Annotated in this window: 15 protein-coding genes; 10 read left to right on the top strand and 5 right to left on the bottom strand. The window is 62.1% G+C overall.

Translation table 11 applies throughout. The features are described 5' to 3' along the window. Positions 1 to 103: 103 nt before the first annotated feature. A complete protein-coding gene (locus ACVNHC_RS06455; protein WP_174235459.1) occupies positions 104 to 718 on the top strand; it encodes an ATP-dependent Clp protease proteolytic subunit in 615 nt (204 codons plus the stop codon). Between the two features lie 71 nt (positions 719 to 789). Here the strand turns inward: ACVNHC_RS06455 and ACVNHC_RS06450 are convergent, their stop codons facing one another. Next, the gene (locus ACVNHC_RS06450) at positions 790 to 1,197 is read right to left on the bottom strand and encodes a globin domain-containing protein (RefSeq protein ID WP_122519852.1); all 408 of its coding nucleotides are present in this window, start codon (positions 1,195 to 1,197) and stop codon (positions 790 to 792) included. 190 nt (positions 1,198 to 1,387) lie between these two features. Between ACVNHC_RS06450 and ACVNHC_RS06445 the strand changes: the two genes are divergently transcribed. Both ACVNHC_RS06445 and ACVNHC_RS06440 read left to right on the top strand, forming a co-directional pair. Then, positions 1,388 to 2,266, top strand: a complete 879-nt coding sequence (locus ACVNHC_RS06445) for a YdcF family protein (RefSeq protein ID WP_348769915.1) — start codon at positions 1,388 to 1,390, stop codon at positions 2,264 to 2,266. A gap of 96 nt (positions 2,267 to 2,362) precedes the next feature. Beyond that, a complete protein-coding gene (locus tag ACVNHC_RS06440) occupies positions 2,363 to 3,607 on the top strand; it encodes an adenylate/guanylate cyclase domain-containing protein (RefSeq protein WP_457166763.1) in 1,245 nt (414 codons plus the stop codon). Here the strand turns inward: ACVNHC_RS06440 and ACVNHC_RS06435 are convergent. Continuing rightward, positions 3,490 to 4,248 carry a DUF599 domain-containing protein gene (locus tag ACVNHC_RS06435; RefSeq protein WP_186393704.1) on the bottom strand — a complete coding sequence of 253 codons (759 nt, stop codon included), beginning with the start codon at positions 4,246 to 4,248 and terminating at the stop codon, positions 3,490 to 3,492. The two genes, ACVNHC_RS06440 and ACVNHC_RS06435, sit on opposite strands and share 118 nt — an antisense overlap. Positions 4,249 to 4,511: 263 nt before the next feature. Between ACVNHC_RS06435 and ACVNHC_RS06430 the strand changes: the two genes are divergently transcribed. After that, positions 4,512 to 4,646, top strand: coding sequence for a hypothetical protein (locus tag ACVNHC_RS06430; protein ID WP_256387621.1), 135 nt, complete (start codon positions 4,512 to 4,514; stop codon positions 4,644 to 4,646). Positions 4,647 to 4,735: 89 nt separating this feature from the next. Here the strand turns inward: ACVNHC_RS06430 and ACVNHC_RS06425 are convergent, their stop codons facing one another. Then, positions 4,736 to 5,653 (bottom strand): NAD-dependent epimerase/dehydratase family protein, encoded by a 918-nt coding sequence (locus ACVNHC_RS06425; RefSeq protein ID WP_457166762.1) that lies wholly within the window; start codon positions 5,651 to 5,653, stop codon positions 4,736 to 4,738. Positions 5,654 to 5,805: 152 nt separating this feature from the next. Here ACVNHC_RS06425 and ACVNHC_RS06420 point away from each other — a divergent pair, with 152 nt between their 5' ends. Next, complete coding sequence (locus ACVNHC_RS06420) at positions 5,806 to 6,240, top strand: DUF1489 family protein (protein WP_122519855.1); 435 nt, start codon at positions 5,806 to 5,808, stop codon at positions 6,238 to 6,240. A 110-nt stretch (positions 6,241 to 6,350) separates the two neighbouring features. Continuing rightward, a complete protein-coding gene (locus ACVNHC_RS06415; protein WP_186393702.1) occupies positions 6,351 to 7,034 on the top strand; it encodes a DnaJ domain-containing protein in 684 nt (227 codons plus the stop codon). A 15-nt stretch (positions 7,035 to 7,049) separates the two neighbouring features. On the opposite strand, the gene ACVNHC_RS06410 is transcribed toward ACVNHC_RS06415, so the two are convergent. Beyond that, positions 7,050 to 8,672 carry a serine hydrolase gene (locus tag ACVNHC_RS06410; protein WP_457166761.1) on the bottom strand — a complete coding sequence of 541 codons (1,623 nt, stop codon included), beginning with the start codon at positions 8,670 to 8,672 and terminating at the stop codon, positions 7,050 to 7,052. 354 nt (positions 8,673 to 9,026) lie between these two features. Between ACVNHC_RS06410 and ACVNHC_RS06405 the strand changes: the two genes are divergently transcribed. The 3 genes from ACVNHC_RS06405 to clpA all read left to right on the top strand — a co-directional run bounded on the left by ACVNHC_RS06405 (position 9,027) and on the right by clpA (position 12,844). After that, complete coding sequence (locus ACVNHC_RS06405) at positions 9,027 to 9,359, top strand: phasin family protein (protein WP_050474739.1); 333 nt, start codon at positions 9,027 to 9,029, stop codon at positions 9,357 to 9,359. A gap of 709 nt (positions 9,360 to 10,068) precedes the next feature. After that, positions 10,069 to 10,398 (top strand): ATP-dependent Clp protease adapter ClpS, encoded by a 330-nt coding sequence (gene clpS / locus ACVNHC_RS06400; protein ID WP_026355966.1) that lies wholly within the window; start codon positions 10,069 to 10,071, stop codon positions 10,396 to 10,398. A 13-nt stretch (positions 10,399 to 10,411) separates the two neighbouring features. Further along, on the top strand, positions 10,412 to 12,844 hold the full coding sequence (gene clpA, locus ACVNHC_RS06395) for an ATP-dependent Clp protease ATP-binding subunit ClpA (protein ID WP_050474740.1): 2,433 nt from the start codon (positions 10,412 to 10,414) through the stop codon (positions 12,842 to 12,844). Positions 12,845 to 12,936: 92 nt separating this feature from the next. Here the strand turns inward: clpA and purU are convergent, their stop codons facing one another. Next, positions 12,937 to 13,821 carry a formyltetrahydrofolate deformylase gene (purU, locus tag ACVNHC_RS06390; protein ID WP_457166760.1) on the bottom strand — a complete coding sequence of 295 codons (885 nt, stop codon included), beginning with the start codon at positions 13,819 to 13,821 and terminating at the stop codon, positions 12,937 to 12,939. A 603-nt stretch (positions 13,822 to 14,424) separates the two neighbouring features. On the opposite strand from purU, the gene ACVNHC_RS06385 reads away from it, so the two are divergent. Further along, complete coding sequence (locus ACVNHC_RS06385; RefSeq protein WP_244284763.1) at positions 14,425 to 15,960, top strand: BCCT family transporter; 1,536 nt, start codon at positions 14,425 to 14,427, stop codon at positions 15,958 to 15,960. Positions 15,961 to 16,008: the final 48 nt, after the last annotated feature.

Below are 16,008 nucleotides of genomic sequence, written 5' to 3'. Positions count from 1 at the left end.
TGCGTGTCTTCATTGCGGGGCGGCAGCGCTTCGCTTAAGTATGGGCCTATGAGAACCTGTGCCGGCCTTGCCGGCGCACCGTGACAATGGAGCTTTCCTGCGCATGAGCAATTATATGAATCCGGTGCCGGCCCGCCTCGATGACGACGAGGACGAGAAGACCAAGACGCCGCAGTCGGTTCAGGTCGACAAGCATCTGTTCGATGCGCGCACCGTCCTCATCACCGGGCCGATCACCCAGGAACTGGCCCGTGACGTCTGCGCACGCCTGCTGGCTCTGGCTCAGGTTTCCGGCGACCCGATCACGGTGATCGTCTCTTCGCCCGGCGGCCACGTCGAATCCGGCGACATGATCCACGACACCATCCGCTTCATCCGTCCGCAGGTGCGTATCCTCGGCATGGGCTGGGTGGCAAGCGCTGGTGCGCTGATCTACGTGTCGGTGCCGAAAGAGCGCCGCTACTGCACCAAGAACACCCGTTTCCTGCTGCATCAGCCGTCCGGCGGTGCCGGCGGCATGGCGACCGACATCGAGATCCAGGCCCGCGAAATCATCAAGATGCGCGACCGCCTGAACCAGATCTTTGCCGATGCCACCGGCCAGCCGATCGAGCGCATCGAAAAGGACACCGACCGCGACTACTGGATGAGCCCGGAAGAGGGCATCGCCTATGGCCTCGTCGGCAAGGTCGTCAGCAGCGCTGATGAAGTGAAGTAATCCGGACTTATGCCCCTGACATGCGAAAGCCGCCGGTTCTGCCGGCGGCTTTTTGCATTGCGGACAAAAGGTCAGAAGGATCGCGCCTGAAACTGCGGCCTCTCCTGCGCACGCGCTGGATGCGGCTGGCGCACGGCATGATGGCGGATCTGTTCCAGCGCGGCATGTACCTGCGGCCGCAATCCGGCCGTTTGCGGGCGCAGCGTCAGCTCCCGCGTGAACAGGTCCCTTACCTCATCGAAGGCCGCATGGGACGTGCAGAGGCAGGAAAAGGACAGATGAATGGCCGGGCCCTCATAGAATGGCGAGCCGCCGAAGAGAAAGGTCAGGAACTCGGTCAGATCTTCGCTGGCTTGCGCAGTCTGCTGTGGCGTGAACATGCCGCTGATGCCTGACTGGCTCCCGCTGCGTGCGTTCACGACCTGCCGCACCGCGCGCTCGATGACGGAACGTCCGCCCAGTTCGATATAAAGTGTCATGTCTCTGCCCCTTGCTGAAATGCCCTGTCTCCAGCCGGGTGTCAGAGTGCGTCAGGCGGCTTCACGGGCCTGTGATCTGGGTCACGGCTTGCAGCAATCCATCGAAATTGTAAGAAATGACAGGCTGAGACGCGCCGGGGCCGGGGATCACCCCTCGTCTTGAGGTTTTTGCCATGCAGCGGCCGGTGTGATGCGCTACAAGCGGCGCGGGGCGGTCAACAGGAGCGAGGCGGACGCGGACATGGAACTGGCTGAGAACGTATTTTTCTATCTTTCCAAGATTGCCTTCTTCTTCATGCGTCCGTCGAATTTCATCCTGCTCGTTTTCGGCGCCGGTTTTCTCTGCCTGCTCGTCTCCCGCCTGCGCAAGTTCGGGATTTTTCTCAGTGGGACTGGCATCCTCCTCTATGTTCTGGTTGGCCTTTCGCCCTTCGGCAACATGATCACCGTTCCGCTGGAGGACAGATTTCCCGCACCTGAAACGCTGCCGGACGAGGTGAGCGCCATCATCGTTCTGGGCGGTGCCCTCGACACGACGGTTTCAAGCTCCCGGCCTTATCCGGGCATCACCATGGCGGCGGAACGGCTCACCGTGGTGCCGGAACTGGCGCGGCGCTATCCGCAGGCGAAGGTCGTCCATTCGGGCGGGGAGGGCCTGCTCTTTGCCAGTGCCACCACCGAGGCCGTTGCGGCGGAGCGTGTGTTTGAAGGCTTCGGCATCGATCCGGAACGGATCGTGATGGAAGACCGTTCGCGCAACACCTGGCAGAACGCGGTGGAAACGCGCGCTCTGCTGTCGCCGCAGCCGGGCGAAAAATTCCTGCTGGTGACGTCAGCCTATCACATGCCGCGCGCCATGGGCGTGTTCCGGCAGGCGGGCTGGGAAGGTGTCATCGCCTATCCGGTCGACTGGCGCACCCGTGGCCCGCAGGACATCTGGCGCCCGTTCGGGTCCTCGTCCGAGGGGTTCCTGCGGGTGGATATCGCCGTCAAGGAATGGGTTGGCCTCGCCGTCTACTGGATGAGCGGGCGCAGTTCGTCCCTGTTCCCCTCGCCTGAGGATCTGTAGAGCCGGTGTGAACGCACTGGTAAAGCACAAGCCATCTTCCCAACGCGGCCCCGGGCTCCTATCTTCAAGACTTGATAGCCGGATACGGAGACTCCGATGTCTTTCGAGGCGCCGCTTGCTGCGGCTGACATCATTCAGTGGCTTTATGGCGAAGCGGTCGAGGTGCAGGACAGCCAGGAGCTGGTCCGCCATCTGGGCCAGCGCCTGCGGGAAGCGCGCATTCCGGTCGACAGGATCAGCACCGGCATTGCATTGCTGCATCCCAATGTGCGGGCGGAGAGCGCCCTGTGGACCAGTGACGGCCAAACGGAGCTGCGCCGCTACATGGAAGCGCCGGATCTGCAGGCATCCTATGACCGCAGCCCGCTGAAGGTTGTCTATGTGGAAGGCCGTTCCGTCCGTATCCGGGTCACGCCGGAGCCGGAAGAGGGCGAATACGGCATTCTTCCTGAGCTGCGGGACGGGGGCTTCAAGGACTACATCGCCATGCCGCTGCCCTTCTCGGACGGCACCAACAAAGCCCTTACGCTGGCAACGCGTTCTGAAGCCGGGTTTACGCCCGCCCATCTTGCCGTGTTTGAGTCCATCGCCCGGCCGCTGGGGCTGATCTGCGAGCTCAACACCCTGCGCCGCACGGCGTCAACGCTGCTCGACACCTATGTCGGGCCGCGCGCCGGGTCCCGGGTGCTGCAGGGCAGTATCAAGCGCGGCGGCGGCGAACTGATCTCCGCCGTGATCAGCTTCGCCGATCTGCGCGGCTTCACGACCCTTTCCAACCGGCTGCCGGGTGAAAAGCTGATCGAACTGCTCAACACCTATTTTGGCGCGATGGCATCTGCCGTCGAGGCGCAAGGGGGTGAAGTGCTGAAATTCATCGGTGACGAGGTGATGGCGATCTTCCCCTATGTGTCCGCGGATGAGGCGCAGGAGGCCTCGCGGCGTGCTGTTTCTGCGGCACAGGAAGCCGTGATGCGCATTGCCGAAGTGAACCACAACTGCTGCGCGGAAAATCCGGAAATCAAGGTGGGCATCGCACTGCATGCCGGTGATGTGTTCTTCGGCAATGTGGGCAGCGAAACGCGGCTGGACTTCACTGTCGTCGGCCCGGCCGTCAATCTCGCCTCGCGCATTGCCGGCCTTGCCAAGGCTCTCGACCGGGAAATCCTCGCCTCGGAGGCGGTTGCCGGAATGCTGGGGTGCCAGAGCGGAAAGGTCGGCACCTATTATGTGAAGGGGTTCGACGAGCCGGTTTCGGTCTTTTCTCCGCCGTTGGGCGGTTCGCCCTGCGCCAGCCCTTGCAGCGATGCCATGACGGCCGTGCGGGCATTCGACGCGAACTGACGGCGCAGCAGCACGGCGACAACGGAGACAGTGGTGATGATCAGGCCCCACGGGCCTGCCAGCCAGCCGAGGAAGCCGATGGAGAAAAACAGAGCCCTCTGACCCCGGTTGAAATGCCGTCCTGCCAGCGCATTCAGCCGGGCGGCCTTGTAGGAGGTGTTCAGGATCACGTCCTTGTCGCCCGTGACCGCGTCCGGCACCGACCCCATGACGATGCTGGAGTAGTTGAAAAGCCTGTAGGCCCAGCCGAACTTGAAGAAGGCATAGGCGAAGATCAGCATCAGGCCGATCACCTTGATTTCCCAGACGGTGCGATTGTATTCGATCGGCACCGAGAGATCGCCTGCGACCTGCAGGATACGCTCCGTGCCATTCAGCAGAGTGAAGGAGCCGCCGATCGCCAGAAGGGCGGTGGAGGCAAAGAAGCTGGTACCCTGCTGCAGCCCGGTCAGGATCGCCGTGTCCATGATCCGCACCTGCCGCAGTGCCATGGTCCGCATCCAGGCGAAGCGGTACTCCTCCATCATTTTGGACAAGGTGCGTTCCCGCAAGGGGGACAGTTCCACAAGGATGTTGAAGCTGAGCCAGGTGGCCAGAAAAATGCCAAGGGCGATGAGATCCATTGTGGACAGCGCTGCCATGAAATTTTCCTAAAAGTTTCCGGAACCTTGCCAAAACCTTACCGGAATCAGACAGTGGTCCGGATTATCCAGAACTATCAGATGCATGAGCGGGCGGTGCAAGTCCATGGCCCGTCACGGAAATTCCCAGGAATGCATAGCCGGCACAGCAGCTATGGCGATTTTGCGCTTGCGAAGGCGTTAGCCCTTCATTAAATATCATGCCGCAAAGACGCCATATTTGAGGCAAGTGCCTTATGGCGTTCCCACAGACAAGGGTTTTCATGGACGAAAACGTACAGAAGTCCTGCTGGGGCGTCACCGCGTGGACGGTGATCGTTCTCGGGGGCATGCTGGCTTTGGTCATGCTGTTCGCTGATGCAGAAACTGCCAAGACGGCGGTCGCAATCGCGGGATAACAGCCCCAGATGTCCAGAAAGAAGGCGCGGCTCAACACCGCGCCTTTTTTCATGGGCACTCTTTCATGAGCACTTCATGTGCCTTGCATTCAGCCGGTGGCCGGCCCGGGCGTCTCCCGCCTGGGCAGCGGGGAGGGCAGGGGACCTGCCGCAATGCCGACGAGGCTTTCAAGGCTGGTGCGTTTCGGCGCCCAGCCCAGCATCTTGACCGCTCTTGCGGGGGAGACGGTCTGCGAGCGGCCATAGCCTGCCTGCCAGTCGAGCCGCGGGTCCTCCGGGGTCCCGCTCAGCCCCTCAAGCGTGACCGGTGCTCCGCAGGCTTCGCCCACCAGTCCGGCAATCTCGCCAACCCGGGCCGAGCCGATGCCAGCACCGAACAGGCTGAGGCGGAACTGGGTTGAATCGAGTGCCAGCAGGTAGAGCTCCGCCAGATCATCCGCATCCACAAGCGGCCAGAGCGTGTCTTCCGTTGCTTTCGTGCGGAAGGGTTCTGAGCTGCAGGCCGCCGCAGCCATCTCCGCCAGGGGCCCGGCGTCCGGGCCGCAGACGAGAGCGGGATGAATGACGGCGACACCCATGCGCTGCACATTCTGCAGGGACCGGATGATCTCGGCCGAATGACCGAAGGCGGGCAGCGGTTCAAAGGCGGTGCTTTCGCTCAGCACCGCTTCACCGGAGGGCGGAAAAAGCCAGATTCCACCCGTGTAGACCAGCCGCGGCGGTGCTGCGGCCTGCAGGCAGGCCTGCCGCATGACGGCAGCAAAGTGCCGCTCCGCAGCCGCAGGGCCGCCAGCCGCGTGAATGATTCCCTTGCAGGACAAGGCGCTGTGGATCCACGTTTCCGGTTCTTCAAGATCACCCGGCACGGGAACGGCGCCGAGGCTGTCGATTTCTTCCGCGCTGGCGCTGGAACGCGCAAGCGCCGCAACACGTCTCCCGTCCTGGCGGAGACGCCGCAGGATCGCGCTGCCGATGAGGCCGGTCGCACCGGTAAGGAACACATCCATGTGAACCAGTGAAGCTGCTTCGCCGGGGGATGGCAAGCCTGTTCATCCTGCCTGTGCAAAAGCCCCTCTTTGGCAGCCTCTTCTGGCCATGCTCCCCGGTGGTGGTTTTTTGCCTCTTTACCGGGGGCGGGAGGCTCTGCTAGGCACGGGGCATGGCACTTCATCTGGTAAAGCTCTGTGTCGGCGCCGACAGCGTCGAGGACCTTCAGGCGTGGATCGATTTCCGCATGGATCAGCTGCGCGCAGCCGGGCTGCCGGCCGAGCAGACCCATACGACGCGGATGATCCCGACCCGGAAGGAAGAGCTGCTGGATGGCGGCTCGCTTTACTGGGTGATCAAGGGCTTCGTTCAGGTGCGGCAGATTCTGACGGATATCCGCCCCTTCACGGACGAGGCAGGTGTCAACCGCTGCGATCTGGTGCTGGAGCCAAGGCTGATTCTGACCCAGATGCAGCCCCGCCGCCCGTTCCAGGGCTGGCGCTATCTCAAGGACAACGAAGCCCCCGCCGACATCAAGGGCACCCGCACGGGCGGCGACATGCCCGAGGAAATGCGCCGGGAACTGGCCGAACTCGGGCTCCTCTAGGTCATCGCGGCAGTTGGGCTTGCGGGCTCCGGGCTTGCGCAGGCGGCAGAGGGTCTTGCAGGATGGGGCAGGGCCGGATAGTCCGGCAGTGACGCACCCGGGATCCCTTTATGCCGTATCTGCTGCTTGGCCTTCTGCTGCTCGCTGTTTTCCTGCTCGCCGGAAAATCCTTCACCTCGGCCTCGCCGAAGCTTCTGGCGCGCAGAACCCGCGCTGTGGGCGGCATCACCTTGCTTGCCATTGCCGTTATCCTGGCGCTCACCGGGCGGATCGGGCTGGCGGCTGTTGCGGCCAGTCTGGGCGCCCCGTTGCTCGGCTGGGCCTTGCCCTGGCAGAGGGGCGGCCTGCGCATCGGACGGCAGGAAACGCCCTGGCTCGTCATGGAGCGGGATGGGCAGAGCGGGGAGGTGCGGGGGGCGGTAAAGGCCGGGCGGTTCGCCGGACGCGCCCTGAACTCGCTTCAGTCCGGCGAGCTCAGGGACTTGTGGGCAGAGCTGGCGGCAGATCCCGCCAGCCGCAGATTATTTGAAGCTTACCTCGACGGCCGGCTGCCCGGCTGGCGTGTACACTTCGAGGCGGATGCCGCAAACCGGCATCGCGGCACGGCGCGCCCGGGCGCCATGACAGATGAGGAGGCCTACCAGATCCTGGGGCTTGCGCCCGGCGCCGGCGAAGCGGAAATCCGAGCTGCGCACCGCCGGCTTATGAAGCGGCTCCATCCCGACCACGGCGGGACGAGCTTCCTGGCTGCGAAACTCAACGAGGCTAAAGACAAGCTTCTCAGAGGACATTGATCCCACCCCACGCAGTTACTGATAGATGGTGTAGCAATTGAATTTCGCACGCTTGAGCGACTGGCAGGCGGCTTGTGCCTGGTTCTTGTCCTGGAAGCCGACAAAACGTGCACGGTACATGGTCTGGCCTTTCGCGGTCACTTCCTCGGTGTAAGGATCCCGGTTGCGCAGGGCAGAGCCCGTCGCCGCCTGTGCCTTCTTCAGCAGGCCGATGGCCGCCGTTTCCGACACGGCTGCACCGATCTGAACCTGCCAGCCGGGAGCGGCATCAGCGGTGTTGTTGGTGGCCACGGTCACGGTCGTCTTTTCCGCGGCAGTGGCGCGCGCCGGAGTGTGGGCAACCGTTTCAGGCGCCGGCACGGTTTCCACCGGAGCTGCCTCGATCACGGCAAAGGCAGCGGCCACGCGCGGAGACGGCTTGGGGCTGATGCCCGGCGTGATGGTCGAGGTTTCGACGACAATCGCAGGGGCCGGTGAGGGCAGGGCGACATTGCCATCGGCCGATGCGATCTGGATCTCCTGCTGCGGCTGCACGACCGTGCGGGCTGCGGCAACAGCCGGAGCCGGGGCGGGAACCGGAACAGGGGTAGGGGCCGGAGCTGCAGCAGCGGCCTGAACCGGTGCCTGCGGCGCAGGTGCCGGAACTGGCGCCGGAGCATCCGCGGCAGAGGCCACGGCAAAGGGCAGGACGGCCGGCTCGGAGTCAGGCTTGCTGTTGGGCACAGGTGCGCGCAGCGGTGCGTTGACGCGGATCGGAGCCGTCGGCTTGGCGTCGGCCACGATGGCCGAGGAGGTGTTGTGCACCAGGAGCGGTGCCGTCCGCGGGCCGCGGCTCGCCTTGGGCATATATTCGTTGATCAGCTTCACCATCTGCGCATCGCGCGAGCGCCCGGTGGTGCCACCCATGACGACAGCGACGATCTGACGGCCATCACGTTCCACGGAGGTGACCAGATTGAAGCCGGAGGCGTTGATGTAGCCGGTCTTGATGCCGCTCACGCCCGGAACAGCGCCCAGCAGGCGGTTGTGGTTGCCGTGGGTGCGGCCCTGGTAGGTGAAGGAACGGGTCTTGAACAACTCGAAATGCTTCGGGAAACGGTCCTGGATGGCGCGGCCGAGGGTTGCCATGTCGCGCGCAGTGGTGCGCTGACCGGCATTCGGCAGGCCATGCGGGTTCTTGAAGGTGGTCTTGCTCATGCCGATCTGGCGGGCCGTGCGGGTCATGCGGTCGGCAAAGCGCGCTTCGGAGCCGCCGATATTCTCCGCGACAACGGCCGCCACGTCATTGGCAGACTTCGTCACCAGCGCCAGGATCGCATCCCGGACCTGAATCGTGGAGCCCGGCCGCAGGCCAAGCTTTGAGGGCGGGCGGGCCGCCGCATAGGCCGAGACCTTGAGGGGCGTGTCCATGCGCAGGCGCCCCGCCTCAAGTTCCTCGAACACGATATAAAGCGTCATGACCTTGGTCAGCGACGCAGGGAAGCGCAACTCGTCCGCCGAGGCGGAATAGAGCGTCTTTCCCGTTTTGGCGTCGACCACAATCCCGGCATATCTCGGATTCTGCTGGGCTGAGGCCGGAGTGACCGAAAGGCTCAGTGCAATGGCAACTGCACCAAGGGCTCGTCTTGCAAATCTCATGAAAGAGGATGCTGCGTGCAAATCAGGCATACTAACCGAACTCTCAACTTCCCGTTCTGGGTTCAACCAAGCCGGAAGGGATCGGTCCCCGTCACGCAGCATCTGCGCATGACGCGAGCAATCGTCCCAACGCTCCCCGTGAAGCCACCTTGCCCGGAACGCGGTTACAAATCAGTAAAGCAGGGTCAATTTTAATCGCTCGTGAACCCTAACAGCGCGTCTACGTAGTCTCCGTTATATTGCGGTGCAAAAAAGAACGTTGACATTCTTGTGCATTGCGTCATTATTAGGCAACCCGACGCGAAACGCGCCGAGCAAGATTTCCCATAGCGGGTTCACGAGCGAGGGCAGGACATGATGAACAATTTTGACGACATCCAGAAGCTGGGCAAGGAAAACATGGACCAGGCCATGCAGGCTGCTGGCAACATGAGCAAGTCCCTGCAGGCGATTGCTGCCGAGATTGCAGACTTCCAGAAGAAGTCCTTCGAGGAAAGCTCTGCCGCCATGGAAAAGATCGTGTCCGCCAAGTCCCTCGACAAGGCTTTTGAAGCTCAGAGCGAGTTCTTCAAGACCAGCTACGAAGGCGTTGTCAGCGAGATGACCAAGATCGGTGAAATGTACACCGACATGGCCAAGGATCTGTACAAGCCTTACGAAGGCATGTTCTCCAAGCTCGGCAAGTGAGCTTTCCGGCGCTTTGAAGCGCCGCGCCTGTGAAATATGAAAAGGCCTGGCTGCCCGGCAGTCAGGCCTTTTTGCATCGCAAAAAATACCAGGGGTCCGGAGGCGGCCGCCGCTGCCTTTTTGCCTGTTCTTTGCGCAGGTGCCAGGGAGGGCACCCAGGAACATGTCCGCATGTGCGATGGTTTCCGCACGGGCCGCGCTCCAGCCTGGCGCAGGCAGCCTCTTCCATAATGCGATGCCATCCCTACATTGGTTAAGACCGGCGCTCGATGAGCTTGACTCTTCGAGCGCCGGTAGCCCGTGCGGCGCTTGAGCATTTTCAAGGCGTGATGCGTCAGCATCTCAGAGCCTTGGTATAAGACCGGAGGCCGCTGCAGGGCTTGACAGGACCGGACTTGGCGCCATCTGCAAAACAGGCCATTGCACGGGCGCCGTAACGGCGTCAGGATCAGGATCTGTTATGGGGCTCTGGCATGAGTCATTATAGTATGGGGCACATGGCCTCCTGCCCGGTGTGGCGGTGAGACTGTGGTAACATACGGCGGTGTAGGCTGATGGACATCATGGTCCGGCAGGCCTTGGTACAGGGTTTGCAGAAAGCTGCATTGGGATTGAATGACAGCTGCTCACAATGCCGTGAACCGGCCTGCGGGGCAGCCCGCTCCTCCGCAGGGAGTTGAGCGGCAGAAAAGACAAGATGGGCACGGGAATGGCAAGCGGATCGCGCCGGAATGAGGATGGAGATGCCGGGACGGTCGTCGTCACAAAGACGAAGACGGTCACAAAACGGCCCAATCTGTACAGGGTGCTGTTGTTGAATGACGACTACACCCCGATGGAGTTCGTCATTCATGTGGTCGAGCGCTTCTTCCAGAAGAACCGGGAGGAAGCGACACGGATCATGCTCCACGTGCACCACCATGGTGTCGGGGAGTGCGGAATATACACCTATGAGGTGGCCGAGACGAAGGTGACCCAGGTCATGGACTTCGCCCGCAAGCATCAACATCCGCTGCAATGCGTGATGGAGAAAAAGTAAGGGAACCAGACACGTGCCGTCATTCTCCCGAAGCCTCGAAAAAGCCCTGCATCAGGCTCTGGCCTTCGCCAACGAGCGGCAGCAGGAATATGCGACGCTTGAGCACCTGCTGCTGGCGCTGGTTGATGATCAGGACGCGGCAGCCGTGATGCGCGCCTGCAGCGTTGACCTCGATCTCCTGCGCCGCAATCTTGTCGACTATATCGAGACCGAGCTGGAAAACCTCGTCACGGGCGGCGAGGAGGATGCCAAGCCGACTGCCGGCTTCCAGCGGGTCATTCAGCGTGCCGTCATCCATGTCCAGTCCTCGGGACGGGAAGAGGTGACGGGAGCCAACGTGCTTGTCGCGATTTTCGCCGAGCGCGAGAGCCATGCCGCCTATTTCCTGCAGGAGCAGGACATGACGCGCTATGATGCCGTCAATTACATCTCTCACGGAATTGCCAAGCGGCCGGGGCTGTCTGAGCCGCGCCCGGTCCAGGGCGTGGAGGATGAAGCTGCCATGCCGGAAGAAGCTGAATCCAAGCCGAAGAAGAAGAATGACGCGCTCGAGGCCTATTGCGTCAATCTCAACGAGAAATCCAAGGCCGGGAAGGTCGATCCGCTGATCGGCCGCAACGCCGAAGTGACGCGCACGATCCAGATCCTGTGCCGCCGCTCGAAGAACAATCCGCTCTTCGTCGGCGACCCGGGCGTGGGCAAGACTGCGATTGCCGAGGGCCTGGCGCGGCGTATCGTCAACAAGGACGTGCCCGAAGTGCTGCAGGATGCCACCATCTTCTCGCTCGACATGGGCGCGCTGCTGGCCGGCACCCGCTATCGCGGCGACTTCGAGGAGCGCCTGAAGCAGGTGGTGAAGGAGATCGAGGAGTATCCGGGCGCGGTGCTCTTCATCGACGAAATCCACACGGTGATCGGCGCGGGCGCGACTTCTGGCGGGGCGATGGATGCCTCCAACCTGCTGAAGCCGGCGCTGGCCTCGGGCGCGATCCGCTGCATGGGCTCGACCACCTACAAGGAATACCGCCAGTTCTTCGAGAAGGACCGGGCTCTCGTGCGCCGTTTCCAGAAGATCGATGTGAACGAGCCCTCGGTGCCGGATGCCATTGAGATCCTCAAGGGCCTGAAGCCCTATTTCGAGGACTTCCACAAGGTCAAGTACACCAACGAGGCCATCAAGACGGCGGTGGAACTGTCGGCCAAATACATCAATGACCGCAAGCTGCCGGACAAGGCCATCGACGTGCTGGATGAAACCGGCGCCTCGCAGATGCTGCTGCCGGAAAGCCGCCGCCGCAAGACCATCGGCGTCAAGGAAATCGAGACGACGATTGCCACCATGGCCCGCATCCCGCCCAAGTCGGTGTCGAAGAGTGATGCAGCCGTGCTGTCGAGCCTGACGGAAGACCTGAAGCGCGTGGTCTATGGCCAGGACAAGGCCATCGAAACGCTCTCCAGCGCCATCAAGCTGGCCCGTGCGGGCCTGCGCGAGCCGAACAAGCCGATCGGCAGCTACCTGTTCTCCGGCCCCACCGGCGTCGGCAAGACGGAAGTCGCCCGCCAGCTCGCCGCCTCGCTTGGCGTTGAGCTGCTGCGCTTCGACATGTCCGAATATATGGAGCGCCACACGGTCAGCCGCCTCATCGGCGCGCCTCCGGGCTATGTCGGCTTCGATCAGGGCGGCTTGCTGACCGACGGCATCGACCAGCATCCCCATTGCGTGCTGCTGCTGGATGAAATCGAGAAGGCCCATCCGGACCTCTTCAACATCCTGTTGCAGGTGATGGATCACGGCAAGCTGACCGACCACAACGGCAAGCAGGTCGATTTCCGCAATGTCATCCTGATCATGACCACCAATGCCGGTGCGTCCGACATGGCCAGAGCCCCCATCGGCTTCAACAAGCTGAAGCGGGAAGGGGATGATCAGGAGGCGATCAACAAGCTGTTCACGCCGGAATTCCGCAACCGTCTCGATGCGGTCATTCCCTTCGGCAATCTGCCGGTTCAGGTGATCCATCAGGTGGTGGAGAAGTTCGTCATGCAGCTGGAGGCGCAGCTCGCCGACCGCGGCGTGACCTTCGAACTGACACCGGAAGCCGTCGCATGGCTGGCGGACAAGGGCTACGACAGCCAGATGGGCGCGCGCCCGCTTGGCCGCGTCATCCAGGAGCACATCAAGCGGCCGCTGGCCGACGAGGTGCTGTTCGGCAAGCTGCAGAAGGGCGGCACGGTCAAGGTCACCGTCAGCGAGGACGGGGCAGGGCTTCTGCTCGAAACCGTCGAGGAAAAGCGCAAGGCGGCTCCCGCGCCGGAACCCGAGACGCTGCCGGCCAAGAAGAAGCGCAAGGCTCCCGCCGCCAAGGCCGCCGAGCCTGCGGCAAAGCCTGCACCCAAGGCCGGCCCGAAGAAGTCCAGCGTTCCCAAGGTGCCGCTGGCCGACTGACCGGCCCTTTAAAACAATGCGCCCTGCAGTTCCCGGATAAGGAGCTGCAGGGCGTTTTTCATTTTGGCAGTGGCAAGTGTATGGCTGGATGATCAGCCCATGCGCTCGGATACATATTCGTTCGGGCTTGCCGGGAACACGACGGTCTTGTCGCCGCTGATGAAGACGCGGCGGTGGATATGCGCGTGGATTGCACGGGCGAGAACCTGACTTTCGACGTCACGTCCGAGGCTCACATAGTCGTTGGCGCTTTGCGCATGGGTCACGCGCACCGTGTCCTGCTCGATGATCGGGCCTTCATCCAGATCGGCCGTCACATAGTGGCTGGTTGCCCCGATCAGTTTCACGCCGCGGTCAAAGGCCTGCTTGTAGGGGTTGGCACCCTTGAAGCTGGGCAGGAAGCTGTGATGGATGTTGATGATCCGGCCGGACATCTTGGTGCACATCTCGTCCGACAGAACCTGCATGTAACGGGCGAGAACCACCAGCTCGGCGCCCGTATCGCGGACGATCTTCATCTGCTCGGCTTCGGCCTGTGCCTTGTTCTCCTTGGTCACCTTGATGCAGTGGAACGGAATATCGTGGTTCACCACCACCTTCTGATAATCCATATGGTTCGAGATGACGGCCGCGATGTCGATGGGCAGAGCCCCGATCCGCCAGCGGTAGAGCAGGTCGTTCAGGCAGTGCCCGAAACGGCTGACCATGATCACGACCTTCATCTTCTTGTTGAGATCATGGAAGGAATGGACAATGTCCGAGCCCGCTATCTCTGCGCGGAATGCCTCGTCCAGCTCCTCGCGCGTGCGGCCCTGCTCGGAGACGAAGCTGAGCCGCATGAAGAAGCGGTTGTTCTGCACGTCGGTGAACTGCGAACTGTCATGGATATTGCAGCCCGCGTTCGCCAGGAAGGACGAGATCGTCGCGACAACCCCGATCCGTACGGGGCAGGATAATGTCAGGATAAGCTGGGACATCGGCAATTTCCTTTTCGCGGCCGCTGAACAGGGGACGGGGGCCGGGGAAGTTGCGAAGAGGGCTCCGGCCTGTTTGTTAGCCGTAGCCGTTGCGGCAGGTCCGGGCGTGAAGATTTGCGACGCAGGACCAGCAGCTTTGCGTCAGGCCGCCATGGCCTGCTGGTCTCTGCAAGTTCACAAGGCGGAACGCCTTTCGGTGTATTGTCCGCAGGACGCAATACTACTGGTGGAATGTCGTTCCCGTTCTGCGGAACTGCGTCACTTCGACCCATAACCGTACGGGTACCAGTTGCTTGTCTCGTCTCTCGTTCGAGCCAGCCGCAAATCGCATGAAAAAAAACGCCGGAGGGTTTTCCTCCTTCCTGAACGGGCGGTGCTTTGCGCTCCGGCCGCAGGGGACGCTTTGTTTCATGCCAAAAATCAAGACGGCGTTCGTCGGCGAGACTCCCCTTCAGGCAGGCACTGTGCCAACTTTAGGAGGATGGAAGCTTGACCAATGTGACAAAGAACGGCGAACACGCCGGAGAGCGGATTAGAAATCATCCGCCCGAAAGTGCAATACAGACCGGCTACGAGGTCGGTCAGGACAATATAGACGGGCGGCTGGGGCCGTTGGGCTACAGTGTTCACAATCCCGTCTTTCTGATCTCCGCCCTTTGCGTCATAGCCTTCGTCGTTTTCACTCTGGCGCTGCCGTCGCTCGCAGGGGATGTTTTCTCGGCTGTTTTTTCCAGTGTAACGAAGGGCTTCGACTGGTTCTTCATCGGGGCGGCGGATGTTTTCGTCATCCTTTGCCTCGTGCTGGTGGTCAGCCCTTTTGGGAAGATCCGGCTTGGCGGGGCGGCCGCAGTGCCTGATTTTGGCTATCTGAGCTGGTTCTCGATGCTTTTTGCCGCCGGCATGGGCATCGGTCTGATGTTCTATGGCGTCAGCGAACCGCTCAGTCACTTCGGTTCGGCGGCAGGCGGCATACAGGCGGGCGCTGACGGGGTCCGCACGGACTGGTCCCCCCTTGGCGCTGCGGCGAGCGAGCAGGAGGCGATCCGGCTGGGCATGGCTGCCACAATCTTCCACTGGGCGCTGCACCCCTGGGCGATCTATGCGGTGGTGGGGCTCAGCCTGGCGCTGTTCAGCTACAACAAGGGTCTGCCGCTGACGATCCGCTCTGCCTTTTATCCGATCTTCGGCGAGCGTGTCTGGGGCTGGCCCGGGCACGTCATCGATATTCTTGCAGTCTTTGCGACCTTGTTCGGGCTGGCGACCTCGCTCGGCCTGGGTGCCGTTCAAGCCAACGCCGGCTTCAACAAGCTGTTCGGGATGCCGGTCAATGAGACATCTCAGGTCATTCTGATCATCGGGATCACGGCAATCGCGCTCTATTCGGTGATCCGGGGGCTCGAAGCCGGGGTGAAGCGCCTGTCCGAATTGAACATGGTTCTGGCCTTCGGGCTTTTGATGTTCGTTCTGTTCGCCGGGCCGACGCTGCTGCTGATGACGGATATGGGCGATTTTCTTCTGGCCTATCTTCAGTATCTGCCTGCCTTGTCGAACCCGGTTGGGCGCGATGATGTGAACTTCATGCAGGGCTGGACCTCGTTCTACTGGGCCTGGTGGATCAGCTGGTCACCCTTTGTCGGCATGTTCATTGCCCGTGTCTCGCGCGGCCGCACCGTGCGTGAGTTCCTGATCAGTGTCCTGTTGATCCCGTCACTCGTTTGCGTGATCTGGATGTCGATCTTTGGCGGCACGGCGATCAGCCAGCTGGTCCGTGACGGCTATGGCGCCGTTCGCGACTCTGCTCTGCCGCTGCAGCTGTTCACGATGCTAGACGGACTGCCGCTGGCCCAGATCACCTCATTCATCGGGATCGTGCTGGTGATCGTCTTCTTCGTGACGTCATCGGACTCGGGCTCGCTGGTGATCGATACCATCGCCGCAGGCGGCAAGGTGGATGCCCCGGTCCCGCAGCGCGTGTTCTGGTGCGTGTTCGAGGGGATCGTCGCGATCGTGCTCCTGATGTCTGCGGGAGGCCTGTCTTCTCTGCAGTCGATGGTCATCTCGACCGGCTTGCCCTTCACGGTGCTGCTGCTGCTGATGTGCGTCGCAATCTGGAAGGGCCTGGCCAGCGAGCCGCGCTGAACTTCTGGATCGCAAGAGAAAGCGCCCGCACATGCTGCGGGCGCTTTT

This window comes from Pannonibacter sp. Q-1 (assembly GCF_054073275.1).
Note: the sequence above shows the minus strand (reverse complement) of the source record. Positions and strands in the feature narration are given on the sequence as shown.